The following is a 22225-nucleotide window of genomic DNA, read 5'->3' as shown; positions in this document are numbered from 1 at the left end:
GAATATGACGCCTTCACGAAGCCAACCGCTAAGCTGGGCGCAGGTGCTGGCCCTGTCAGCGCCGACCTTTGCCTTTGCCGGATTTGAAGGTTCGGTCAGCATTTTTCTGCCGACCTATCTGAGTACGCACATCGGGTTGCCTCTGGCAACAATCGCCCTTCTGATGTTGGTGATCCGGCTATGGGATACTCTCAATGACCCGCTGATGGGGGCGGTTTCAGATGCCACCCGGTTTCGCTATGGACGCCGCAAGCTTTATATCGCGGCTGGTCTGCCGCTGGTGCTGGTGGGAACCGGCCTTGTCTATTTTGCGCCGGCGGGTTTGCCCCTATGGCAGATGGCGGCAGGATTATTTGCGCTGACCGCAGGCTGGACCATGATCAATGTGCCGCACGGTGCCTGGGCTCTGGAGATCGGCCAAAACCCGCAGGAGCGGATGAAGGTATTCGGCCTGCGTACCGGTGCGGGTTTGCTGGCCATGCCGGTGTTTGCCTTTGGCCCGGCATTGCTGGAACGGCTCGGTCACAACAATATTGCCGCGCAGATGAACCTGATCGGCGGTTTGATACTGTTGGTTCTGCCGGTAACCCTGATCTGGATGCTGTGGCGGACTCCGGACAGCAATGGGACGGGACGTATGGATTTGCGGGCCTTGCGGCACAGCTATGGTTTGGCTTTTTCCAAACGCGCCTACTGGCCGCTGGCCTCATTGTTCGCAGGTATTGGCGCCTATTATGCGGTGGATTCCGGGCTTTATCTGTTTCTGGTGCGTTACGGGATGGGACTGCCGGAATGGGGCGTCAGCCTGTTGCTGGTTCAGACTGTGTGCGGTTTGCTGGGCATTGTTGTGTGGATCCGGCTGCATCATCGCTGGGATACGGTGCCGACCTTAAAGCTGGTGCTCGGGCTACAGGTCTTCTGCAGTCTGGTGTTGATGGTGTTGCCAAAAGGTGAGCTTTGGCCTTTCGTGATTTACGCTATCGTCCGCGGGCTGATCAGCGGGGCGGCGTTTACGCTTTTGCGTGCGCTTCTGGGGGAGCTTCTGGATCGTGAAGGTGTCAGCAACGGACGCAAAGCTGCCGGAACCTTTTATGGCGCGTTTCATCTGGTTTTGAACCTGTCGGCAGCGACCACGACTTTCATTCTGTTCCGGTTGTTGGGTGAGGCTGGTTTTGATCCGCGTCAGCCCATAACAGGCGACGTGCAGGCAGATGCCGTGCGCATAGCTGCCGTGATCGGCCAGCTTGTGCCCTCTGTGTTTATGTTGTGGGTTGTGTGGCGCCAATTAAAATCGGCGGCATAATATTTTTCGCACAACTGTTCTGATGTTGCGTTTCTCAGGGCTATTTCTGGTTAATTTTTTCGCACATTCGTCACGCAACTGTCATGCGTCAATGTTATCTCCCGGCCATAACATCTCGGCCAAAGGGGTTTGCCATGCGTTGTAATCCGTCGTCCTTAAGGACATTCCGTCGCGCCTTGAGCGCGGCATTCATCACCGGCGTCAGTGCGCTGCCATTCGCACAAGTGTATGCTCAGGACGCTGCGCCTGCGGAGCTGGAAACCGTCGTTGTTACGGCCCAGAAGCGCACTCAGGCTGTCAAGGACGTGCCCTTGGCCATCACGGCGTTTTCGGCATCTGATATCGACCGCGAAAACTTCACGGATTTTGAGCGCCTGTCGACGCGCACGCCGGGGTTCTTCGTTCAGCAATCCACAGACTCTTCGGCCAGCTTCGTCATGCGCGGCATCGAGGCCGGTAACGCCGGCGCCATTGCCGAACCGTCGATCTCCTTCTTCCTGAACGATGTCGACACATCGCGCTCGCGCGGCCTTCTGAAGGAACTGTTTGACGTTGAACGCGTCGAAGTCGCCAAAGGCCCGCAGGGAACCCTTTATGGTCGCGGTTCTGAAATCGGCGCCGTGGCCGTCTATACCAAAAAGGCCAATACGCGCCTTTATGACTGGAATATGGAAGGCCAGCTTGGCAATTATGACCTCTACAGCGTTGGTGGCATGGTCAATATGCCGCTGATCGAGGACAAGCTGGCGGTGCGTGTAGCCGCCCGCCGCCGTGAGCGCGAAGGGTTTCAGGATATCTTATCGGCGAGCAAACCGGCCGGCAGCGATGATCTGTGGGCGGCGCGCGTATCTCTGCGCTACGAAGCTTCCGAAGCTCTGGCCTTTGACCTGATCGTCGATCATCAGGCCGATAATGATAACGCCACCATCACCAAGGCTTTGTCGGTAGCTTCCCCCGGTACGGACACCAACCCGTTCACGACCTTTGACCGCAATGAGCTGCCGGTGCCGCAGCAGCGCCGTCAGACCGGCGTGACCCTGCTGGGCGACTGGAAGCTTTCCGATGCCTGGACGCTGAATTCGATCACTGGCTACCGTGAAGTGACATTCCAGGAAGCGTGGGATGGTGACGGCACCAGCTATCCGTTCATCCTGCCGGTGAATAATCCTGATAATCAGTGGCTGACCAGTCAGGAATTCCGCTTCCGCTATGACAACAAAGGCCGCTTTAAGTCGGTGTTCGGTGTCTCCTTCTATAAGGACCGCACCAAGAATGAACTGAGCTTCATTATCAATGAACAGTATCTGCTGGCGGGCTTCCCGCGGGTTTTGACGCCGGTGACGAGCTTCTACGGCATGCCTGTGACCACAGGTAACCAGACCGATCTCTACAGTGCCCTGAGCCGTGACTCGGTTTCGGCCTATGGCAATATCACCTTTGCCGCCACCGATCGTCTGGTGCTTGATGCCGGTCTGCGTTATACCCGTGACGATGCTACGGTGCGTCAGCGTTCGACCGTTTCGACCATTGACGGCGTTCGGGCGATTGCCCTGCCTAATGGCCTGTCCAACTCTCTGGGGCAGACCTTCAGCCATTCGCAAACCTATGGTCTGACCCAGCCGCGTCTGGCAGTGACCTATAAGATCAATGATGCCATGAACCTCTATGCCGGTGCGTCCAAGGGCATCAAGGCCGGTTATCCGCAGATCAGTTTTGCGGCTCCGGTGGGCGGTGTGGCCCAGCCGTCCTACAGTGAGGTCAAGTCTGAGGAAGTGGTCAATCTGGAGGCCGGCTTCAAGGGGAATGTCGCACCGCGCACCTATGTCGAGGCCATTGCCTTTAGCTATGACTATAAAGATTTCCAGACCCGCTCTCAGGATCTGACGAAAGGCACGATCAATGCCGGTAAGGCTTCGGCCTATGGTCTTGAACTGCTGGGCCGCACTAAGATTACGCCTGAACTGAGCCTCAACGGCAGCTATACCTATCTGCACACCCAGTATGACGAATTCTACGAAGTGGTCGGCGGGGCGTTGGTTGATTATTCCGGTCACAAGTTCCGTCTGGCGCCTGAGCACACCTACTCGGTCAGCGCCGATTACCGCCGCCCGATCGGGCAGAACTGGCGGGGCTATGGCAATGTCAATTATTCATGGAAGTCGGACTACTTCTTCAACAATGACAACCTGACCATAGAGCGTCAGGAAGCGTTCGGCCTGACCGATCTGCGTCTGGGCGTCGAGCGTCAGGACGGCACGCTGCGCTTCGAAGCCTATGCCGAGAACCTGTTCGATACGCAATGGTACCGCGATGTCGGCAATACCGGCAAATCGTTTGGTATCTCCACCGTTATTCCGGCGGCACCGCGCTTCTTTGGCGTGCGTCTGACGGTTTCGAAATAGGTCGTCGCGACATATCCCCTGTCATGGCGTTATCGCCCCGCACCGGTCCGCTAAACCGGTGTGGGGCACCTCTTTAAAGCAACAACCTGCCTGAAAGCTTTCTTATGAAAAACATGCTTCTTCTGGCCGTGGCCGCTGCGGCCCTGAGCCATGGCGCCGTCGCCAAAGACTTCGAAACCGCGCCTCGTGACCTTAAGCTCAACGAAATTCAGGTTCTGGGTACGCACAACTCCTATGCCCGTCCGGTCGATAAGCGGATTATGGCTGTAGTTGATCCGGTGATAGAAAAGATGATGGCGCAGTTTTCGGCCAACATGTCCGAAGCTGATATGGCCCGTTTTAAGGAAGAACACCCCAGCGGTATGAAACTGTCCGAAGGGCTGAATTACGACCATCCGGATCTGAAGACCCAGCTGGATGCCGGCCTGCGCAGTCTCGAAATCGATGTCAATCCCGACCCTAAGGGCGGTCATTATCTTGATCCGGCAGGGTATCGTCTTCTGCGTTCGCAAGGGGTAACCGATCTGCCACCACACAATACGACCGATCTGGATAAGCCGGGTTTCAAGGTTTTGCATGTGCCGGATATCGATTTTCGCAGCCATTGCCCGACTCTGAAACTGTGTCTGACCCAGATCCGCGAATGGTCGAATGCCAATCCGGGACATGTGCCGGTATTCATTCTTCTGGAAGCCAAGACCCAGGGCCTGCCTGTCCTGCCGCAGCCAACACCGCCGGTGCCGTTCGATGCAGCACGCTTTGCCGAACTGGATCAGGAAATTATCGATGTTCTGGGACGTGAGCGGCTGATTACACCGGATGATGTGCGCGGTAACTATGCGACATTGAATGCGGCGGTTCGTGCGGGGCACTGGCCCACCCTCAAGGCCGCACGGGGCAAGATTGTATTCCTGATGATCACGGCCACAGGGCCTGCGGCGACCAAGGCCTATCTTGACGGGCATCCCTCACTAAAAGGCCGTGTGGCTTTCCTGCGCGCCGAACCGGGGGAAGATCATGCCGCATTTCTGATGTACGACAATGCTCTGGTGCGCTCAGAGGAGATTAAACGCTATGTCGCCGAAGGCTATATCGTGCGCACGCGCTCCGACATCGAAACCTATGAGGCCAAGGCCAATGATATGACCCGTGCGAAGGCTGCCTTCGATAGTGGTGCGCAGGTTGTCTCCACGGACTTTTTCCGCCCGGGCAATGCCTACGGCACCGACTATGTGGTGACCCTGCCCGGCGGCGGTGCTGCGCGATGTAATCCGCTTAAGTGCCCGCTTGGCCAGTAAAGGCTATACGGTTGATCGAAATCGCAGGCCATATTCAGACTTGCCGGGTCAGGATATGGTCCTTTTCTGTGTGCCCAAGGCGACAGTTTAATGTCTGTGAGGTCCTCGGAGCGGATGAAAATGCTACGTCGTCGTACATAACGGCTATATTGCATTCGCGCACTATGTGAGATTTTGATATCTCAGCGTAGCGCCTGCGTGCCGCATAAGTTTTGAGATGAAACAAGGGTTTTTCACAAGCCCTTGGTGTGCAAGGGTAAAATGGTGGACCCGACAGGGATTGAACCTGTGACCCCTACGATGTCAACGTAGTGCTCTCCCGCTGAGCTACGAGTCCACTTTATGCGAGGAAGCGGTGTATAACCAAGCCTCCCCGCCATAGCAAGCCATTTTTCGGGAAATCTGTGGGTTAATCCCACAATCAGATTTAAGCGTGCTTAAGCCGCGATCAGGCGCTCGACCTCAGTTACGATCTCACGCAGATGCACCGGTTTTTCCAGTACCTTGGCTTCGGGAGAAGCCTTTTGCGCATTAAGGGCCACGGCCGCAAAGCCGGTGATGAACATGATCTTGAGGCCCGGCTGACGCTGGCCGGCGACCTTGGCCACCTCGATGCCGTCGGCGCCCGGCATGACGATATCGGTCAGCAGCAGATCATAGGGCCCCTGATCGAGGGCATCAATCGCGCTGTCACCATCGGCACAGCTTACGACCTCATAGCCCGCCCGTTGCAGGGCGCGGGTCAGGAAACTGCGTACGGAATCTTCGTCTTCAGCCAGCAGAATTTTCTTCATGGTACCCCATAATCACTAAACGCCTTACGTCCAGATCAGGCGCCGTCCCGGTGTCGATAACCGATAATAACGCAATTGACGTAAATTAGGGATGAAGAACTCGCACGAATGGCCTACTAAATAGCTAATATGGATACGAATGTTTCGAAACTGTGGCACATGTCGCGCGATTTTTTGCCAGCGGTCGATCTGATCGAGCCGGAGGACGGACGTGCTGTGCCGCTGGTGTTCGGGCTGCCGCATTCGGGACGTTATTATCCGGATAGTTTCATAGCCGGTGCGCGCGAACCGGAAACGGTTCTGCGATCAACCGAAGATGCCTATGTTGATGGCCTGATCGGCATGTCGCCCGATTTAGGCATCCGCACGGTACGCGCAGTGTATGGCCGGGCGTTTGTCGATGTGAACCGTGACCCGCGTGAACTGGATGCCCGGCTGATCAAAGGAGCGCTGCCGCGCGACGCCCTGACTCAGACCCTGCGCGTGCGCTCCGGCTTTGGGGTTATTCCGCGCTGCCTGAGCGGGCAGAGGGAAATTCATCGCCATCCGATCGGCTATGATGAGGCCAAAATCCGCATCGAGCGCGTCCATGCGCCCTATCATCATGCGTTAAACTATCTGATCCGTCAGGCGCAGGCGGGATGTGGCACGGTTACCTTTATCGACTGGCACTCCATGCCGTCATCGGTGCTGAACAGCGCTCACCCGCAGCGCAAATTGCCGGACATTGTGCTGGGCGATCTTTACGGGGAAACCTGCGCACCGGAACTGACGCGGTTCGTCAAAAAGCAGTTTGAGGCGCAGGGGCTGAAAGTCGGGCTGAATATGCCCTTTGCCGGCGGCTATACGATGGAAACATACGGTAAGCCTCACCGGGGCGTTCATGCGCTGCAGATTGAGATCAATCGCGGCATCTACATGGATGAAGCGCGTCTGGAGCCGACTTCGGGCTATGGCCCGCTTAAGGCGTCGCTGGCGACGGTGATCGAGGCCCTTAAGGCGTTTAATATCGCCTGAAACCGTTGCATGTGTGAGCGCATGCCGGTTTGCGGGCAAAAAAAAGCCGCGCTATTTACAAGCGCGGCTAAAGTCTACAGGGAGGAAACGCCCAGGAAGGGCATCGACGTAAACACGTCGAACAAGCTCAAGATAGTTTGCGGTGCGGAAAATCGCAAGTGCAAATGTACATTTGTATGATCACGTATGGTTACAAATGCAAAAACATCCTGAAGGCGTTTGTGATTAGGCTTGGGTTTGCGGGAGTCTCTATTGGTTTTCGGGCGAATGTTTGGCCTTATCGGCCTTTTGCATTGCGATAATTTCCTCGGCTGGCAGAGGGTCGTTTTCGTACAGCGGGCGGGTGCGAGTGGGATAAGGATGCGTCTCCAGCAATTCGCGCATCCGGCGAAGTCCGCGTGACGCCTGAGAGTTGGCCTGCCGCCAGCCAAGCAGGAACACGGCCCCCAGGCTGGCTATGGCCAGCGGCCAGGCGCCGAATAACCAGGCCCCGGCGGCCAGCGAGAAATAATAGCCGCGCACACCTTGCGAAAAATTCGACATGGCCGGATCAATGATATCCGAGGCCGCTTGGGTGAATTTTTCGGCGGTATCTTTATCGACATTCAGCGGTATGGCCCCGAACGCGGCCACGCAGTAGTTCATCTGGCGCAGGGCCCAGACGAAATTCAACAGACCGCGCGCCAGACACAGAATGACCAGCGACAGTTTGATCACCAGCAGCGATGATGAGGTGTCAATTCCTAGTCCGGTGGCGTACTGGAAGGTGACATCGGTGCTGAACAAGGCGCCGCCGATCGCCGCAATCAGGATGAGGTTAGCTGAGGCAAAAAAGCTGGCCGAATTGACGCCGTGACCGATCAGGTTGGAATCGTACAGCTTGAAATCGCGGATGACCATTTCGCGCATCCAGGCATGGCGCACGACGGTCAGGTCTTTCAGCAGCATCCCGCGGCGCTTTGACAACAGCCGGATCAGGTGCTCATAGCCGAACCAGCAGATGAAGAATATACCAAGGGCGATGATATCAAATCTTAAAGCCCAGAAATTCAGATCAGCCATGTTAATCTCCCTGATGCCTGAAGCGTTCGGTATTGTGCCTTGTTTGACACGGGATTGATTTCATTAAGCTTAACAAATGACTGCCGATACAATCGGGAACAGGGTTTTACCCTGCGCGGATACAAAGTTTTCGCTTTTTGTAACTCTTCGCTTGTGCGAACAGTCTCAACCTCTTAAATGGGCGCAACTTTGTTATACAGATCAAAAAGCCAAAACAAATGAATATTGATAAGATTTCTATCGGCCCGAACGCCCCGTGGGACATTAACGCCATTATCGAAATCCCGCAGGGGGGCATGCCGGTCAAGTATGAGCTGGATAAGGATTCCGGCGCTTTGTTTGTCGACCGTTTTCTCTATACCTCTATGTTCTATCCCGGCAATTACGGGTTTATCCCGCACACCCTGGCTGATGATGGTGACCCGTGCGATATTCTGGTGGTCGGTCCGGTGCCGGTCTATCCGGGCGTTGTGATCCGTTCGCGCCCTATCGGCGTGCTGCTGATGGAAGATGAAGCGGGCAAGGACGAAAAAATCCTGGCGGTGCCGGTTGATAAGCTGCACCCATACTACACCAATGTCTCCAGCTATCGCCAGATGCCGGAAATCCTGATCGAGCAGATCACGCACTTCTTTGCGCACTACAAGGATCTGGAAAAGAACAAGACCACGACCGTCAAGGGGTGGGGTGAGCCCGAAGTGGCCGCCCAACTGATCCGTGAAGGTCAGGAGCGTCTGGCCGCCAAGGTTGGTTAAGGCTTAGTCCGGTTAAAGATCTGAAAAACCCGCTCCGGTATCTGGCGCGGGTTTTTTGTTTTGTCGTCCGCATCTATGGGAAAACGCTCTGGTGTCGCAATTGTTACTCAAAGCCCTGTCAGAGTGCGATTTGCGGCTTTTCACATCTGCGGTTAACGGCTTAAGGTCGGGTGAGTGCAAAAATCAAGGAGCGGATTATGGACATTCTGAATGGTGTTTTGGGAGCCTTGAGTGGCGGCGATAAGGGCGGTCTCAATATTGAGGCTTTGTCAGGGTTGATTGGTAACGGCGGCCTGAATGATATTGTTGGCACTTTGTCTCAGGGCGGTCTGCAGGATGTGGTGCAGTCGTGGCTGGGTAGTGGTGCAAACCTGTCCGTATCGGCCGAACAAATTCAGTCGGTTCTGGGCTCCGAGCAGGTGGGGCAGTTAGCGCGGAGCCTGGGCGTTAATCCGGCGCAAATCGCCGATGTGCTGCCAGGCCTGATCGATAAGCTTAGCCCCAATGGTCAGATCTCAGCGGATGGGCTTGGTGATATCGTAGGGCAATTGGGCAATGGCGGTATTGTTCAGGACGTGCTGGGTGGTTTGTTCAAGCGCTGATCGATTCTGATTGAATGGGTGTGGATTATGTCGGGTGCGGCCTTATTTCCGACATAATTCATCATCTTGATACCGTTTTTATTGCAAAGATGTGCAATTTTTTCGATATATTATGCGTTTTGATAGCGCTACCATGATAAATAATACGAAAAAACACGGTTAATTCGTAATTTTTCCAAAGCAATTTTCAAAGAGTCTTTAAATTACAATTATATGACGACTGATGACCGCTATGGTTGACCAATTTGGGTGGCCTAGCTTTCGTCACAATATTCGTTACAATGTAAATTATGCAAGGCGTCAGCAGTTTTAGCGGGACTGTGTGTTTTTGTCATTATCTACCCGTGTACTGTACCTGAGTTCCCCCATTCACCTTACATGCCCAAGAAGAATAATATGCCAAGTTCCTCCCCGGATGTGGCATCGCGCCTGTATGCTTTGGCAGTGGCGCGTGACACAGCGAATTTAGTAGATATGGATGCTGCGCTGGCCATGGCGCGCGCATCTGTGCGTACCCTCATGGCTCTGTCGCCTCAGGCGGCACTTTTGATGCGCTCATTTGCGCAGGAAGAAATCGACCGTTTGTCGATGGAATGCACCGAAGAGGCCGAAGGCGCTATCGCTCTGGTTCGCGATGCCCTTGACCGGGTGTAATAAATTTAGTTCGCGTTAGATATTAAAAAACGCCCCGGCATCGACCGGGGCGTTTTTTGTTTAGTCGGCGGTGGAGTCGACGATTTCCGCGTTCGGGCCGTTTTTCAGGATCGATTCAATGGCGTTTTTGGCGCCCGCCTTTGAGCTATAACCCTCGGTCCAGAAGATGCTCTCAGAATTATATTTGAAATAGGCGACAAATTCGCCAGCCTTGTTTTTCTTGATTTCAAATGTGTGCGCCATGATGTGCCCCGTGAATAAGTTCATGAAAACGAGGCTTTATGTCGCGCAAACCCGCTCAGGCTGTCAAGCGCGGCGGAGGCGGTGTAAATCACATTACTTTGATTGTTCCGACCGTGTGGAATTATGCCGGCCTGAGTCAGGATTTCTGCTTCAACCCGTGCCGCCAGACCAGCCCCAGAAAGCCGCCCTTGATATAGGGCAAAAGCCACAGGGTCAGTGCACCCATAACCGCAATCGATGACGGGATCAGGATCTCAAACGGATAGTGCATAAATACGCTGTCGAACATAAACAGCGGCGCGATCACGATATGACCGACGATGATCATGGTGACATAGGCCGGGCCGTCATCGCACGGATATAGCCCCAGCGGCGTATGGCAATGATCGCAGGCATCGACGACCTTGAGGTAGCCCTTAAAGGCGCGGCCTTCGCCACAGGCCGGGCAGCGCCGGTTGAGACCCCGCTTGATGGCGGTCATAAGGGTAGGCTTTTCAGCGGTCATGGCGTGCTCAGATAGATTTGGCTCAGATGCGTTCGTGCTCATAATAACCTAGTTGGCTTATCAGGATATAAAGATCAAGTCACGCAGGCTGTGCCATACGGTCGCAGGTTTGCTGACCGTTTAAATCAGAAACTAGCTTTATTCTCACTGCGTGGGTCACAAATCAGATTGTCTCTGTAAATGCTGCCCTCTCTCGCCGTTTTTCGCCACGGTCGGGCTTTGTTGAGAGCGATGTCGAACGCGGGGGACATGCGATCTAAGTGTGCGAAACACAGATCGGTAGCTGCGTCCGTTCGGCACTGACTGATCCAATAGCCATCGGGGCCGATAAGGCCAGCGGGCAGGGCGCTTGCGAACTGCGCGGGTACGGAAATACTGAACCAGTAATTATTTGCGGCCGCATGGCCCTGAGCCATGATGCCAAAAATGGGGTTTTGTGAATAGGAAGACAGCAGCAGGCAATCGACGCCCAAATTTTCATATTCAAGAAAGAGTTCCGGAAAATTAATCTCAATGCAGAGGGCGCAGCCAAAAGTGAAGCCGTCGATTGAAAAGACGATTGGGGTGTTGCCGGGGGTGTAGTGATGATTGATCTCATTGTGTGAGCATAGGCGTTTATCATACCTAGCCACCACGTCTCCGGAATCTGAGATGACGTAAAGGCTATTATGTGGGCGGTTAGGGGGTGTCAGGCGATGTTCGCTGCCCAATATCGTCCAAAGATTCAAATTTTTGGCCAGCGTTGCGGTAAGTTCAAGTTCTTCGTGCAGGGCTTCCCACTGCGGGTTAGAAACCTGATAGCCCGACATGGCACCTTCGGGGAAATGAATAAGACGCGCTCCGGCGTCATGGGCCTGTTGCATCAGGGCGCGAATTTCCTGTCCATTTTGATGTGGATCTTGTGTTACAAGGCTTTGAGCGGTGGCCATCAGCATGTGGGTTATTGTGAAGGCGACGCGGTAGTTTCGCAAGATGGCGCGTTTTTTAGTGCAAAATCACGTCTTATCGTGCTCAGCGAAAACAAAAGCTTGCATACCATATAAAGATATCTTTATATGGTTATATGAGATCGAAATCGAATCCTGTGTTGGGTGCGGCGGCGCTGCTGGAGGCCTTAAAGGCGGCCGGTGAGCCGACGCGTCTGCGCCTGCTGCGGTTGCTGGCCGATGAGGAGCTGTCGGTCATGGAACTGGTGCAGATTTTAAACCAGAGCCAGCCGCGTGTCTCGCGTCATTTGAAGCTGATGAGCGAGGCCGGGCTGATTGACCGCTTTCCGGACGGTGCCTGGGTGTTCTACCGGGCCTCAGATGCGCCGGCCATCCGTCCGCTGGTGACGGCGGTGCTGGATGCCCTGGGCGATGACTATGCTGATGATGTGCGCGCACTGGATGACATTCACGCGCAACGCCTGAAATCGGCCCAGAGCTATTTTGAAAATATCGCGGGCCGGTGGGACGAAATCCGCTCACACCACATATCTGAAGCCGATGTCGAAGCGGCGATCGTGGGTATTTTAGGGCATCAGCCGTTTGATCATTTAGTGGACTTAGGCACGGGTTCCGGGCGCATGCTGACCTTGTTAGGGCCGCGCGCCAAGACCGCGACCGGCCTTGATCTGTCGCAGCAGATGCTCAATGTCGCCCGCGCCAAAACCACCGAAAGCGACCTGAAATCGAACGTCAAGCTTGAGTTTCGCCACGGCGATATTGCCGACACACGACTTAGCGCGGACAGTGCCGATCTGGTAATCGTGCATCAGGTGTTGCACTTCCTGCCTGATCCGGTGCAGGCGGTGCGCGAGGCCGGACGTATCCTTAAACCCGGCGGGCGTCTGCTGGTGGTCGATTTCGCGCCACATGGCCTGGAGCACATGCGGGAGCAATATCAGCATAGGCGCTTAGGCATCAGTGATGACGATATGTCCGGCTGGCTGATGCGGGCGAATCTTACGCTCATTAACGACACGGCCCTGCCGCCGATCGATGGCGCGGGCCTCACCGTCCGCATCTGGCTGGCGCGCAAAGACTAATTCAAAAATAAAGACCTCACTATGATAAGCCCCAATCTGCAAACCCGCCTGAGTTCCATTGCGCGTTCGGTGTCATCCGGCGGCAGCCATCTCAATATTTCGTTCGAGTTTTTTCCGCCTAAATCGGAAGAAATGGAACTGAGCCTGTGGAATTCTATCCGCCGGCTTGAGGGGCTTAATCCGTCGTTTGTGTCGGTGACCTATGGGGCCGGTGGTTCGACCCGTGAGCGTACCCATCGTACGGTCAAGCGTATTCTGGATGAGACTTCGCTAAAGCCCGCCGCTCACCTGACTTGCGTTGAGGCGTCACGCGCAGAGGTTGATGAGGTCATCCGTGAATACTGGGCCGCCGGTGTGCGTCACATTGTGGCCCTGCGCGGTGATCCGCCGACAGGGCTTCAGGACGGGCAATATACCCCCCGCGCCGATGGCTATCAGAACGCGACTGAATTAACGGCAGCTATCAAGCGTATTGGCGATTTTGAGGTCAGCGTGGGCGTGTACCCGGAAAAGCATCCCCAATCGCCGTCGCTGGATTTCGATCTGGATGTCCTGCGCCAAAAGGTCGATGCCGGGGCCACGCGTGGCATCAGCCAGTTCTTCTTTGAGCCGGAAACTTACCTCCGGTTCCGCGATGCGGTGGCGGACGCCGGTATTGAGATTGAATTGACGCCGGGGATCATGCCGGTGACCAATTTCAAAGGCTTAAAACGCATGGCTGCGGCCTGCGAAGCCAATGTGCCGGGGTGGCTTGCCGAACTGTTTGACGGGCTGGATGATGATGCCGAAACGCGCAAACTGCTGGCGTCGGCGGTGGCGGTAGAGCAGGTGCTGGAGCTTGAGCGCGAAGGGGTGGAGAATTTCCATTTTTATACCCTCAACCGTGCTGAACTGGTCTATTCCATCTGCCGGGTGCTTGGTGTAAAGGCGGTAAGCGCCTGACGGACAGGCCGTGGTTACCGTCCAAAGCTATGGGGTCAGGTCATGAATGTGCAGCCAAGCTATGCGGCCCTGACGCGGCATGACCCAAATCCGTTCAAACGCTGGTTGCAGAATAGACGGTTCAGAGATGCCATCAGGCTTCTTGGGCCGCGTCATCAGGCCAGAATTGTGGATTACGGCGCCGGTGACGGTGAGTTGGTCGTGCGGTTAAAGGTGCATGTGCCAGACGCTGAGTTTATCTGCTTTGAACCCACGCACAACCTCCTGACTCAGGCGCAAGCCCATCTCATGGGCTACGACGGAGTTAGGCTTACGGCAGCTTCGGCTGATATTCAGGATAGCTGGGCGGATGCGGTTTTCTGCCTCGAAGTTTTTGAGCATTTGCCGCCGGAAGAGACGAAGGCGGCGCTTAAGGAAATGTATCGGATACTGAAACCCGGTGGTGAACTGATTATTGGCGTGCCGGTCGAGACAGGGCCGATCGCTGTTGTTAAGGGCCTGTTCCGGTCGCAGCGGCGTCAGGATTTTGATACGGATTGGCGACGCATATGGCGGGCGGCACAAGGGGATGCGGGCTTTGAGCGCCATAAGGTGTGGATGACCCCTGACATGGCCTATTATCCACACCATCTGGGCTTTGACCACAAGGCGCTGATCAAGGCGGTTGCGCCGTGGTTTCAGGTGGTGGCAACCCGCTCAAGTCCGGCAAGTATCTTGCCCGCTGGGCTGAACACGGAACTGAATATCCGGCTGGTCAGGAAGTCTGCTAAGACTTCGGATGATCTGTCGTCTTGAAAACCGCACGTCATGCGCATAACTGAGTGATGACCGCGAAATGGCTTAAACTAAAAGGTGCTTACCCTATGACCCGCTCCGAACGCATTGAAGCGCTTTATGCCGCTTCCAAAGAGCGCATTCTGATTTTGGATGGCTCATGGGGCGTGATGATTCAGCGCCGTGACCTGAGCGAAGAAGACTTTCGCGGTGAGCGCTTTGCGGATCACGTCGGCCAGATGAAGGGCAATAATGATATATTGTGCCTGACGCGGCCGGATATCATCACCGACCTGCACAATGCCTATTTCGAGGCTGGTGCGGATATCAGTGAGACCAATACCTTTTCGGCCACCACGATTGCTCAGGATGATTATCATCTGGATGCGCAGGCGTGTTGGGACATCAATTATGAAGGCGCCAAGCTGGCCCGCGCCGCCGCCGATGCGTGGACGGCCAAGGAGCCGCATAAACCGCGCTTTGCCGCCGGCTCCATCGGGCCGCTGAACAAGATGCTCAGCATGTCGTCGGACGTGAACGATCCCGGCGCACGGCTGGTGACCTTTGATCAGGTCTATGAGGCCTATAAGCAGCAGGTGAGGGCGCTCTATCAGGGCGGGGTCGATCTCTATCTGATTGAAACCATTACCGATACGCTCAACTGCAAGGCCGCGTTGAAGGCGATTTTAGACCTCGAAGACGAAGAACAGGAAAAGCTGCCGATCTGGATTTCGGGCACGATCACCGACCGGTCGGGACGCACTTTGTCAGGCCAGACCGCCGAGGCCTTCTGGAACTCGGTCAAGCACGCCAAGCCGTTCGCGATTGGCTTTAACTGCGCGTTAGGGGCCGATCTGATGCGCCCGCATATCGCGGAGCTGTCGCGGGTGGCCGATACGCTGGTGGCCGCCTATCCCAATGCCGGCCTGCCCAATGCTATGGGGCAGTATGATGAGCAACCTCATGAGACCGCCCACGAACTGCATGAATGGGCGAAAGACGGGATCGTCAATATCCTGGGCGGCTGCTGCGGCACCACGCCCGATCATATCCGCCATGTGGCCGATGAAGTGCGCGGCATCACACCGCGCCCTGTGCCTGACCGCCCCAAGGCCATGCGCCTTGCGGGGCTAGAACCGTTTGAGTTAATATAAAACTGGTTTTACGCGGGGGCGGGGATGCTTGAGATCAAATCATGGGAAGATGTGGGCGGTATAGTTACAGCGTTTTCGGCTCCGTTTATTCTTTTATCTGTCTATCTGGCTTTCAGGCAAATCAGAATCCAGGCCGATATAAGTCGTAAGGATCTGACATTTAATGGGCTTGCATCAAACAGTGCCGGATATCGCCTTATCTCAGACTATTTACAGAACCTGAAGGAACGATATGAGCGCGACGATAAAACCATAAATTATCGAACGGCTTATACATACTATGCCAAGTACTGGCTTCATACCAGTCACCAATGGGACTTTTTTGAAGCCGGGCTTATTCCTTATCATACCTTTCGAGGGTGGTGTTTATATAGTTATGGAATGATGTCAGGTGAACTTGATGTGCCATATTTTGACAAAGAAGGCATCCACCAAAATCTGAATTCTAGAGATGTATTTGTTACTAAATTTATTGATAGTGTTTATAAAAATCATCATTATTTTTACGAATTCTATCTGGGACTTTATCAAATCGGTGTGGGGCGGTATGAGCATGGCATTATACCAAAAGATAAGAGGATGTCTGAGGTTTCAAAATATATTCAAAGTTATATGAATAAACGTAGTATAAAAAGTTTGTGATTGTTGTGCTATGATGGATATAAACTGGAAAATTAGTAATTGGCAGGATTTGGAAAGCTTTATATCTATTTTGGCTTTTCCTGTAATTGCGATTTCTGTATTTGTTGCATTTCTGCAAATAAAAGCTCAGGCGCGGCTTTCGGCGGGTGAAATATCGGGACAGGCCCTGCTGCAATTTTATGAGAATTTCACGCGCACTGCCGCTATGCGCCGTGACTTGCAGGGGCGGTTCCAGGCTGGTGATGCAACCATAACGCGCCACGAAGTTTTGCAATATTATTATCAGTATTGGCAACAGCGTGAACTTGAATGGGAGTATTTCGCTAAAGGTCTGATCTCTGTTGACCTGTTCACCCGCTGGTCTGAAAACTGCGTCAAGCATATGCTTGGACGCCGTGATCTGGGCTATTACGAAGCGGGGAAGTCCGAAATCATGTCGTCACGACAGGTTTTTGAAACCAATGTTCTTAACAGTATCCTTTTAAGAAGCGTGAGCTGCCGAAGATTTTATGTATCTCTTTGTGCGTTGGCTGACAAATTAGATCGTGAAGCGATTGCACTTGATTCTGATCAGGCTTACAGGGACATCAAGACGCTTGTGAAGCGCCAAGTGCAGCTTCTAAAAATCAAAAATTATGATCCGAATTAATGCGACCTTCCTTTATCAATATCGGTGAACGCACCAACGTCACCGGCTCCGCCAAGTTCAAGAAACTGGTCATCGAGGGCAATTATAGCGCCGCGCTCGATGTCGCGCGTCAGCAGGTCGAGGCCGGGGCGGCGATCATCGACGTAAACATGGACGAAGGCCTGCTCGATTCGGTGGTGGCCATGCGCACCTATCTGAATCTGCTGGCGGCGGAACCCGATATCGCCCGCGTGCCGGTGATGATAGACAGTTCCAAATGGGAAGTGATCGAGACCGGCCTGAAGTGCGTGCAGGGCAAGGCCATCGTCAACTCGATCTCCATGAAGGAGGGCGAGGATAAGTTCCGCGCCGAGGCCATTAAATGTCTGCGTTACGGGGCCGCCGTCGTGGTCATGGCGTTTGATGAGGTGGGCCAGGCCGACACGGCCAAGCGCAAGATCGAAATCTGCACCCGCGCCTATAATATTCTGGTGAACGAGGTCGGGTTTCCGGCTGAAGACATCATTTTCGACCCTAATATATTCGCGGTCGCGACGGGGATCGAAGAGCACGATAACTACGCCGTCGATTTTATTGAGGCCGTTAAGGTCATCAAGGCGACCTTGCCCTATGCGCGCATATCGGGCGGGGTGTCGAACGTGTCGTTCTCCTTCCGCGGCAATGAGCCCGTGCGCCGCGCGATCCACTCGGTGTTCCTCTACCACGCCATTAATGCTGGCATGGACATGGGCATCGTCAATGCCGGTGACCTGCCGGTCTATGACGACATCGACCCGGAACTGCGTGAGGCCGTCGAAGACGTTATTTTGAACCGGCCCCAGCGGCATAACGTATCGAACACGGAATATCTGGTTGATCTCGCGCCCAAGTACAAAGGCGAAAAAGGTCAGGTCGAGGCTAAGACGCTGGCCTGGCGCGAAGGGACAGTTGAGGAGCGCCTGAAACACGCGCTGGTCAATGGCATCACCGAATTTATCGATGCCGACACCGAAGAGGCCCGCCTGCAAGCCGCGCGCCCTCTGCACGTCATCGAAGGGCCGCTGATGGCCGGGATGAACGTGGTCGGTGACCTGTTCGGGGCCGGCAAGATGTTCCTGCCGCAGGTCGTGAAATCCGCCCGCGTCATGAAGCAATCCGTGGCCTACCTCATGCCCTTTATGGAAGCGGAAAAGCAGCAGCATGTCGCCGACGGCGGAGCCTATCAGGCGGCGGGCAAGATCCTGATGGCGACGGTTAAGGGCGACGTCCACGATATCGGCAAAAATATCGTCGGCGTTGTGTTGCAATGTAATAATTACGAAGTCATCGACCTGGGCGTCATGGTGCCGGCGGATCGGATTCTGGCCGAAGCGAAGGAACATAAGGTCGATATGATTGGCCTGAGCGGCCTGATCACACCGAGCCTTGATGAAATGGTGTTTGTGGCGCGCGAAATGCAGCGCACCGGCTTTGATATTCCGCTGCTGATCGGTGGGGCGACGACCTCCAAAACCCACACGGCGGTCAAGATCGAACCGGGCTATTCCAATGATCAGGTGGTCTATGTGCTCGACGCCTCCCGCGCTGTGGGGGTGGTGTCGCAATTGCTGAGTGAGACCGATAAACCGAAATTTGTGGCTGATACCAAGGCCGATTACGTCAAGGTACGAGACGCTTACGGCAAGGGCGATAACAAGCCCCGCTCAGACCTTAACGAAGCGCGTGAGCGCAAATTCTTGATTGATTTTGTTGCGGAACCGCCGGTCGCACCAACCTTTCTGGGCGTGCGCACGTTCAGTCCCTATGATCTGAATGATCTGGCCGAGCATATCGACTGGACACCATTCTTTGCGACCTGGGAACTGGCGGGGCGGTTCCCGGATATCTTAGAGGACGATATCGTTGGTGAAGCGGCGCGTGGATTGTACAAAGACGCGCAGGAAATGCTGGCGCGCATCCTGACCGAGAAATGGTTTGAAGCGCGCGGCGTGGTCGGGTTCTGGCCTGCCAATGCCACCGACGATGACGATATCGAAGTCTATGAAGATGAGACGCGGACCAAGGTTATCGCCAAGTTCCACACCCTGCGCCAACAGATGAAAAAACCGCGCGCCGACCAGAGCAATCTGGCGCTATCGGATTTTGTGGCACCATATGGCACGCCCGACTGGATTGGCGGCTTTGCGGTCACGGCAGGGCATGGTGAGCTGGAAATCGCCAAAAAGTTCAAAGATGCTGGCGATGATTATAACGCCATTCTGGCCACCGCTCTGGCCGATCGTCTGGCCGAAGCCTTTGCGGAAAGCCTGCATAAAAAGGTGCGCCGTGAACTGTGGGCCTATGCGGTTGACGAAGACCTCGATATCGCCGGTCTGATTGCCGAGCAGTATAAGGGTATCCGTCCGGCGCCGGGCTATCCGGCGCAGCCTGATCATACCGAAAAATGGACGCTGTTTGACCTGCTGGATGCGCGGGCGCGGACGGGTATGGAACTGACCGAAAGCTTGGCCATGACCCCACCGGCGTCGGTGTCGGGGCTCTATTTTGCGCACCCGAAAGCCCATTATTTCGGCGTCGGCAAGATCGAAAAAGATCAGGTCGAAGACTATGCCCGCCGCAAGGGCTGGGCTGTTGATGAGGCCGAGCGGTGGTTGTCTCCGATTTTGAATTATATACCGTCTTAAGAACTCCCCCTGTTGCAGGGGGAGCTTCTATTTGATCTTATGGATCAAATAGAAGAGGGGGTAAAATGACCAACGACATGCGCTGTGCAGCGAAGGCGTTACGCGCAGATATGTCGTTACCTGAGATGTTGGTCTGGACGCGGTTAAAGCAGCGTATAATTGGCCGCCCTGTCTTTCGCAGGCAATATCCCATCGGCCCCTATGTCGCAGATTTCTATTGTTCAAGGGCGCGGCTAGTCATCGAAATTGACGGTATGGCGCACGATATCGGCGACCGCCCAGAGCGCGATATTATCCGCGATAAATGGCTGCGGGATAAAGGTCTTGAGGTTTACAGGATTCAAGCAACGGATGTATTGGCAAATCCTGTAGAGGTGGTTGAAGGGATTATTGTTGTAACCTTGAACCGCCTGAAATTGTTCACGCCATAAGTTTACCCCCTCTTTTATTTGATGAAAAATCATCAAATAAAAGCTCCCCCTGTTGCAGGGGGAGTTCTTAAGAAGATATTTCATGTCTGAATCCGAAATCCGCAAACAAAAATCCATCGCGTTCCTGAAATCCAAAGGCGTGCCGGTGCTCGGCACCCTGCCGGAGATCGAAGAGGCGGCGGACGTTAAAATCCGCTCAGGGGCTGAGATTGTGCGCCGCGCCATGTGCCTTGCCACCGTGGCCAATGCGGCGATCAAGAATGACGTTTCCGTCGCGCGGGCCTATGTTCGTAAACATGATCTGGCCGAACACTTATCACCGAAAGAGCAGGCGTTCCTGGAGGCTGATGAAATTGCGGAAAATGCTGCCATTCAGTTTTCATGGCGCATTGAAGCCGCTATCCCGTTGATGTGGGCGATCGGGGTTTATCCTGAGCTATGGTTCCCCGATGATGAGGTCGATGTGTCTGATGTTATCGACTACTGGATCGGGTTTAATCACCCCGATATCACCCGTATCGGCCACCGCGATGTCCATGAAATCCTTGACGAAGCCGACCTGATCTACCGCCTGCACTGGGCCGTGCGTCAGGCGGGACTCGAGGGTGCCGAGCCGCCCGCGAACCTTCACCCAAGCGTGGTGCGCGAACGCCATCAGGCGCTCAACTGGCTGATTAATTACGAAGACGGCGATTGGGACGATGTCGGCACAGATACTTAAAAGATGCCGGATTAGCCCTTCATAAGCGCCTGGGCCGCGGGTGATAGTGTAACCCGTACCGCCTGAGCGGCGTGGTTGGTGGCCGTGAGATTGGGAACACGGGGATGATCGCGGACATCGCGCGACGTATAGCCGTCACGGTTGCGATAATAGGTCGATCCGATCGGGTTCAGGTGCGTGGTGTGGCTCAGGGCGCCCCGCACATTTAGCAAACTGTTTACAGCACTCATACTCATCTCAAATCGGTCGGATGATACCTGTCCGCCGTGAGGTGGTGATTAAAAGGCCGGTATTGAGAAAGCTTTACGAAAACCGGTTAACGCCGGGCTTTTGCGCGTTCCTCAAACAGGATGGCCTCATACATCTTGGCATCGCGCAGCCAGCGCATATAGGCCGACAACACTGCGAAAATCAGACCGTAAGTGCCCGCCCGCCACAGGCCGCGACCGGCAAACTGTTTCAGGAAATAGACCGGCAACCCAAACCATAGGCGCAGCTTAAGCGACGCCTTCGACTTACGCTTACCGTCGCGGGCGCGGGCGGTGGAGCGGCCATTATATTTGGCGACCACGTGCTCCACGTCCTTAAAGGCATAGTGCAGCAGAATGCCTTTGAGCGTCGGCACGGCCTCATTCTTGGGGATCGGCAACTGATCCCAGATCTTGTGTTCCGGCATGCGGTATTTGCGCCGGTCATAGAGCTTGCGCCGGAACGACGGATTGAACCCCCACCACGGCTCACCGGCGGGCGGGGCATGGACCATCTTGATCTCATAGACGGATGCAGGCGGCTCGCCCTGTGCAAACAATGCCCTGATCTCGGCGGCCAGTTCCGGCGTGATGACCTCATCGCCATCAATATCCAGCAGCCAGTCATGGCGGCAGGCCTCTTCGCCGATGCGTTTTTGAAAGCCATTGCCGGGCCACGGATTGTGGATGACTTTCGCGCCCGCCGCTTCGGCAATTTGCGCGGTGCCGTCGTTTGATCCCGCGTCGATGACAATAACTTCATCAGCCACACTCAGGGCGGCGCGAACAACATTTTCGATGTTACGCGCTTCGTTGTGGGTGCGGATATAGCAGGACAGGGGCAGGGCGGAGTGTGCGTCGGTCATGACGCATCCATATCAGCAAACTGTAGCTTTACAATAACCTGGAGCGCATTCCGAAAAGTGTGCAACGGTTTTCGGACTCAAATGCGCGTTAAACCAAAACTTTAGAGCGTCGTTCCGATCCAATCAGATCGGGACGTGCTCTAAACCGCGGCGGTGGCGTACCAGATCAGCCCGCCCAAACCGCTGAGTTGCAGAACAATCAGGCTGTACATCTTGATCAGAAAAGAGGGCTTTGATGACTTGTGACGCAGCCTGTAGGTGCCGATCAAGGCCGACGGCCACCCGCCCAGCAGGCATAGCCCCAGCAGGCGCCGCTCAGACACCCTGCGGGCGCCGTGGGTCGCATATGTCTTGTCCATAGCCCAGACGGCATAGGTCAAAAAGTTGACCACGCCGAGGTAAGCCATCAGATAAAGCCATATCGTCATAAGGCGACTGTGGCTCAAAACCCTGAAAATCAGGTTCAGAAAT

Annotated in this window: 24 protein-coding genes and 1 tRNA gene; 16 read left to right on the top strand and 9 right to left on the bottom strand. The window is 54.8% G+C overall.

What is annotated here, in order from left to right; translation table 11 throughout:
• Positions 1–4 precede the first annotated feature (4 nt).
• The 3 genes from PQU98_RS07045 to PQU98_RS07035 all read left to right on the top strand — a co-directional run bounded on the left by PQU98_RS07045 (position 5) and on the right by PQU98_RS07035 (position 5003).
• Complete coding sequence (locus tag PQU98_RS07045; protein ID WP_272744194.1) at positions 5–1303, top strand: MFS transporter; 1299 nt, start codon at positions 5–7, stop codon at positions 1301–1303.
• 134 nt (positions 1304–1437) lie between these two features.
• Positions 1438–3705, top strand: coding sequence for a TonB-dependent receptor (locus tag PQU98_RS07040; protein WP_272744193.1), 2268 nt, complete (start codon positions 1438–1440; stop codon positions 3703–3705).
• 104 nt (positions 3706–3809) lie between these two features.
• On the top strand, positions 3810–5003 hold the full coding sequence (locus PQU98_RS07035) for a phosphatidylinositol-specific phospholipase C1-like protein (RefSeq protein ID WP_272744192.1): 1194 nt from the start codon (positions 3810–3812) through the stop codon (positions 5001–5003).
• A gap of 262 nt (positions 5004–5265) precedes the next feature.
• Here the strand turns inward: PQU98_RS07035 and PQU98_RS07030 are convergent.
• A tRNA-Val gene (locus PQU98_RS07030) sits at positions 5266–5340 on the bottom strand.
• 100 nt (positions 5341–5440) lie between these two features.
• On the bottom strand, positions 5441–5797 hold the full coding sequence (locus PQU98_RS07025) for a response regulator (RefSeq protein WP_272744191.1): 357 nt from the start codon (positions 5795–5797) through the stop codon (positions 5441–5443).
• A 129-nt stretch (positions 5798–5926) separates the two neighbouring features.
• Between PQU98_RS07025 and PQU98_RS07020 the strand changes: the two genes are divergently transcribed.
• Complete coding sequence (locus PQU98_RS07020) at positions 5927–6814, top strand: N-formylglutamate amidohydrolase (RefSeq protein ID WP_272744190.1); 888 nt, start codon at positions 5927–5929, stop codon at positions 6812–6814.
• Positions 6815–7063: 249 nt separating this feature from the next.
• On the opposite strand, the gene PQU98_RS07015 is transcribed toward PQU98_RS07020, so the two are convergent.
• Positions 7064–7876 carry a DUF599 domain-containing protein gene (locus tag PQU98_RS07015; protein ID WP_272744189.1) on the bottom strand — a complete coding sequence of 271 codons (813 nt, stop codon included), beginning with the start codon at positions 7874–7876 and terminating at the stop codon, positions 7064–7066.
• 218 nt (positions 7877–8094) lie between these two features.
• Between PQU98_RS07015 and ppa the strand changes: the two genes are divergently transcribed.
• From ppa to PQU98_RS07000, 3 genes are all read left to right on the top strand, one after another.
• Positions 8095–8631 (top strand): inorganic diphosphatase, encoded by a 537-nt coding sequence (gene ppa / locus PQU98_RS07010; RefSeq protein WP_272744188.1) that lies wholly within the window; start codon positions 8095–8097, stop codon positions 8629–8631.
• Between the two features lie 197 nt (positions 8632–8828).
• Positions 8829–9233 carry a YidB family protein gene (locus tag PQU98_RS07005; RefSeq protein ID WP_272744187.1) on the top strand — a complete coding sequence of 135 codons (405 nt, stop codon included), beginning with the start codon at positions 8829–8831 and terminating at the stop codon, positions 9231–9233.
• A gap of 396 nt (positions 9234–9629) precedes the next feature.
• Positions 9630–9887 (top strand): hypothetical protein, encoded by a 258-nt coding sequence (locus PQU98_RS07000; protein WP_272744186.1) that lies wholly within the window; start codon positions 9630–9632, stop codon positions 9885–9887.
• A 60-nt stretch (positions 9888–9947) separates the two neighbouring features.
• Here PQU98_RS07000 and PQU98_RS06995 read toward each other — a convergent pair whose 3' ends face one another.
• From PQU98_RS06995 to PQU98_RS06985, 3 genes are all read right to left on the bottom strand, one after another.
• A complete protein-coding gene (locus PQU98_RS06995) occupies positions 9948–10130 on the bottom strand; it encodes a YegP family protein (protein WP_189485564.1) in 183 nt (60 codons plus the stop codon).
• Positions 10131–10266: 136 nt separating this feature from the next.
• Positions 10267–10677: a DUF983 domain-containing protein gene (locus PQU98_RS06990; RefSeq protein ID WP_272744185.1), complete on the bottom strand. Its 411-nt coding sequence runs from the start codon at positions 10675–10677 to the stop codon at positions 10267–10269.
• Between the two features lie 83 nt (positions 10678–10760).
• Positions 10761–11570, bottom strand: a complete 810-nt coding sequence (locus tag PQU98_RS06985) for a carbon-nitrogen hydrolase family protein (protein ID WP_272744184.1) — start codon at positions 11568–11570, stop codon at positions 10761–10763.
• A gap of 128 nt (positions 11571–11698) precedes the next feature.
• Here PQU98_RS06985 and PQU98_RS06980 point away from each other — a divergent pair, with 128 nt between their 5' ends.
• The 9 genes from PQU98_RS06980 to PQU98_RS06940 all read left to right on the top strand — a co-directional run bounded on the left by PQU98_RS06980 (position 11699) and on the right by PQU98_RS06940 (position 20640).
• Positions 11699–12664 (top strand): ArsR/SmtB family transcription factor, encoded by a 966-nt coding sequence (locus PQU98_RS06980; protein WP_272744183.1) that lies wholly within the window; start codon positions 11699–11701, stop codon positions 12662–12664.
• 21 nt (positions 12665–12685) lie between these two features.
• Entirely contained in the window at positions 12686–13606 is a 921-nt protein-coding gene (gene metF / locus PQU98_RS06975; RefSeq protein WP_272744182.1) for a methylenetetrahydrofolate reductase [NAD(P)H], read from the top strand.
• 42 nt (positions 13607–13648) lie between these two features.
• Complete coding sequence (locus PQU98_RS06970) at positions 13649–14401, top strand: class I SAM-dependent methyltransferase (protein ID WP_272744181.1); 753 nt, start codon at positions 13649–13651, stop codon at positions 14399–14401.
• Positions 14402–14469: 68 nt separating this feature from the next.
• Positions 14470–15534 (top strand): homocysteine S-methyltransferase family protein, encoded by a 1065-nt coding sequence (locus tag PQU98_RS06965; RefSeq protein WP_272744180.1) that lies wholly within the window; start codon positions 14470–14472, stop codon positions 15532–15534.
• A gap of 24 nt (positions 15535–15558) precedes the next feature.
• Positions 15559–16176: a hypothetical protein gene (locus PQU98_RS06960; RefSeq protein ID WP_272744179.1), complete on the top strand. Its 618-nt coding sequence runs from the start codon at positions 15559–15561 to the stop codon at positions 16174–16176.
• Between the two features lie 10 nt (positions 16177–16186).
• Positions 16187–16825 (top strand): hypothetical protein, encoded by a 639-nt coding sequence (locus PQU98_RS06955; protein WP_272744178.1) that lies wholly within the window; start codon positions 16187–16189, stop codon positions 16823–16825.
• Positions 16825–19488, top strand: a complete 2664-nt coding sequence (metH, locus tag PQU98_RS06950; protein ID WP_272744177.1) for a methionine synthase — start codon at positions 16825–16827, stop codon at positions 19486–19488. Before PQU98_RS06955 ends, metH begins: the two co-directional genes overlap by 1 nt.
• A 65-nt stretch (positions 19489–19553) precedes the next feature.
• Positions 19554–19919, top strand: coding sequence for an endonuclease domain-containing protein (locus PQU98_RS06945; RefSeq protein ID WP_272744176.1), 366 nt, complete (start codon positions 19554–19556; stop codon positions 19917–19919).
• A gap of 82 nt (positions 19920–20001) precedes the next feature.
• Positions 20002–20640 (top strand): DUF4272 domain-containing protein, encoded by a 639-nt coding sequence (locus PQU98_RS06940; protein WP_272744175.1) that lies wholly within the window; start codon positions 20002–20004, stop codon positions 20638–20640.
• Between the two features lie 11 nt (positions 20641–20651).
• Here the strand turns inward: PQU98_RS06940 and PQU98_RS06935 are convergent, their stop codons facing one another.
• The 3 genes from PQU98_RS06935 to PQU98_RS06925 all read right to left on the bottom strand — a co-directional run bounded on the left by PQU98_RS06935 (position 20652) and on the right by PQU98_RS06925 (position 22182).
• Positions 20652–20870, bottom strand: coding sequence for a hypothetical protein (locus PQU98_RS06935; protein ID WP_272744174.1), 219 nt, complete (start codon positions 20868–20870; stop codon positions 20652–20654).
• Positions 20871–20956: 86 nt separating this feature from the next.
• The gene (locus PQU98_RS06930) at positions 20957–21754 is read right to left on the bottom strand and encodes a glycosyltransferase family 2 protein (protein ID WP_272744173.1); all 798 of its coding nucleotides are present in this window, start codon (positions 21752–21754) and stop codon (positions 20957–20959) included.
• Between the two features lie 140 nt (positions 21755–21894).
• Complete coding sequence (locus PQU98_RS06925) at positions 21895–22182, bottom strand: DUF1294 domain-containing protein (RefSeq protein ID WP_272744172.1); 288 nt, start codon at positions 22180–22182, stop codon at positions 21895–21897.
• Between the last annotated feature and the right edge of the window lie 43 nt (positions 22183–22225).

The sequence above is a fragment of the Asticcacaulis machinosus genome (assembly GCF_028550435.1).
In the GTDB taxonomy this organism is placed as follows: Bacteria; Pseudomonadota; Alphaproteobacteria; order Caulobacterales; family Caulobacteraceae; genus Asticcacaulis; species Asticcacaulis machinosus.
Note: the sequence above shows the minus strand (reverse complement) of the source record. Positions and strands in the feature narration are given on the sequence as shown.

Bases quoted from the DNA above. Each gene is read 5' to 3' on its own strand.
- PQU98_RS07045 (WP_272744194.1), top strand. From the start codon at position 5: ATGACGCCTTCACGAAGCCAACCGCTAAGCTGGGCGCAGGTGCTGGCC.
- PQU98_RS07040 (WP_272744193.1), top strand. From the start codon at position 1,438: ATGCGTTGTAATCCGTCGTCCTTAAGGACATTCCGTCGCGCCTTGAGC.
- PQU98_RS07035 (WP_272744192.1), top strand. From the start codon at position 3,810: ATGAAAAACATGCTTCTTCTGGCCGTGGCCGCTGCGGCCCTGAGCCAT.
- PQU98_RS07025 (WP_272744191.1), bottom strand. From the start codon at position 5,797: ATGAAGAAAATTCTGCTGGCTGAAGACGAAGATTCCGTACGCAGTTTC.
- PQU98_RS07020 (WP_272744190.1), top strand. From the start codon at position 5,927: ATGGATACGAATGTTTCGAAACTGTGGCACATGTCGCGCGATTTTTTG.
- PQU98_RS07015 (WP_272744189.1), bottom strand. From the start codon at position 7,876: ATGGCTGATCTGAATTTCTGGGCTTTAAGATTTGATATCATCGCCCTT.
- ppa (WP_272744188.1), top strand. From the start codon at position 8,095: ATGAATATTGATAAGATTTCTATCGGCCCGAACGCCCCGTGGGACATT.
- PQU98_RS07005 (WP_272744187.1), top strand. From the start codon at position 8,829: ATGGACATTCTGAATGGTGTTTTGGGAGCCTTGAGTGGCGGCGATAAG.
- PQU98_RS07000 (WP_272744186.1), top strand. From the start codon at position 9,630: ATGCCAAGTTCCTCCCCGGATGTGGCATCGCGCCTGTATGCTTTGGCA.
- PQU98_RS06995 (WP_189485564.1), bottom strand. From the start codon at position 10,130: ATGGCGCACACATTTGAAATCAAGAAAAACAAGGCTGGCGAATTTGTC.
- PQU98_RS06990 (WP_272744185.1), bottom strand. From the start codon at position 10,677: ATGAGCACGAACGCATCTGAGCCAAATCTATCTGAGCACGCCATGACC.
- PQU98_RS06985 (WP_272744184.1), bottom strand. From the start codon at position 11,570: ATGCTGATGGCCACCGCTCAAAGCCTTGTAACACAAGATCCACATCAA.
- PQU98_RS06980 (WP_272744183.1), top strand. From the start codon at position 11,699: ATGAGATCGAAATCGAATCCTGTGTTGGGTGCGGCGGCGCTGCTGGAG.
- metF (WP_272744182.1), top strand. From the start codon at position 12,686: ATGATAAGCCCCAATCTGCAAACCCGCCTGAGTTCCATTGCGCGTTCG.
- PQU98_RS06970 (WP_272744181.1), top strand. From the start codon at position 13,649: ATGAATGTGCAGCCAAGCTATGCGGCCCTGACGCGGCATGACCCAAAT.
- PQU98_RS06965 (WP_272744180.1), top strand. From the start codon at position 14,470: ATGACCCGCTCCGAACGCATTGAAGCGCTTTATGCCGCTTCCAAAGAG.
- PQU98_RS06960 (WP_272744179.1), top strand. From the start codon at position 15,559: ATGCTTGAGATCAAATCATGGGAAGATGTGGGCGGTATAGTTACAGCG.
- PQU98_RS06955 (WP_272744178.1), top strand. From the start codon at position 16,187: ATGATGGATATAAACTGGAAAATTAGTAATTGGCAGGATTTGGAAAGC.
- metH (WP_272744177.1), top strand. From the start codon at position 16,825: ATGCGACCTTCCTTTATCAATATCGGTGAACGCACCAACGTCACCGGC.
- PQU98_RS06945 (WP_272744176.1), top strand. From the start codon at position 19,554: ATGACCAACGACATGCGCTGTGCAGCGAAGGCGTTACGCGCAGATATG.
- PQU98_RS06940 (WP_272744175.1), top strand. From the start codon at position 20,002: ATGTCTGAATCCGAAATCCGCAAACAAAAATCCATCGCGTTCCTGAAA.
- PQU98_RS06935 (WP_272744174.1), bottom strand. From the start codon at position 20,870: ATGAGTGCTGTAAACAGTTTGCTAAATGTGCGGGGCGCCCTGAGCCAC.
- PQU98_RS06930 (WP_272744173.1), bottom strand. From the start codon at position 21,754: ATGACCGACGCACACTCCGCCCTGCCCCTGTCCTGCTATATCCGCACC.
- PQU98_RS06925 (WP_272744172.1), bottom strand. From the start codon at position 22,182: ATGACGATATGGCTTTATCTGATGGCTTACCTCGGCGTGGTCAACTTT.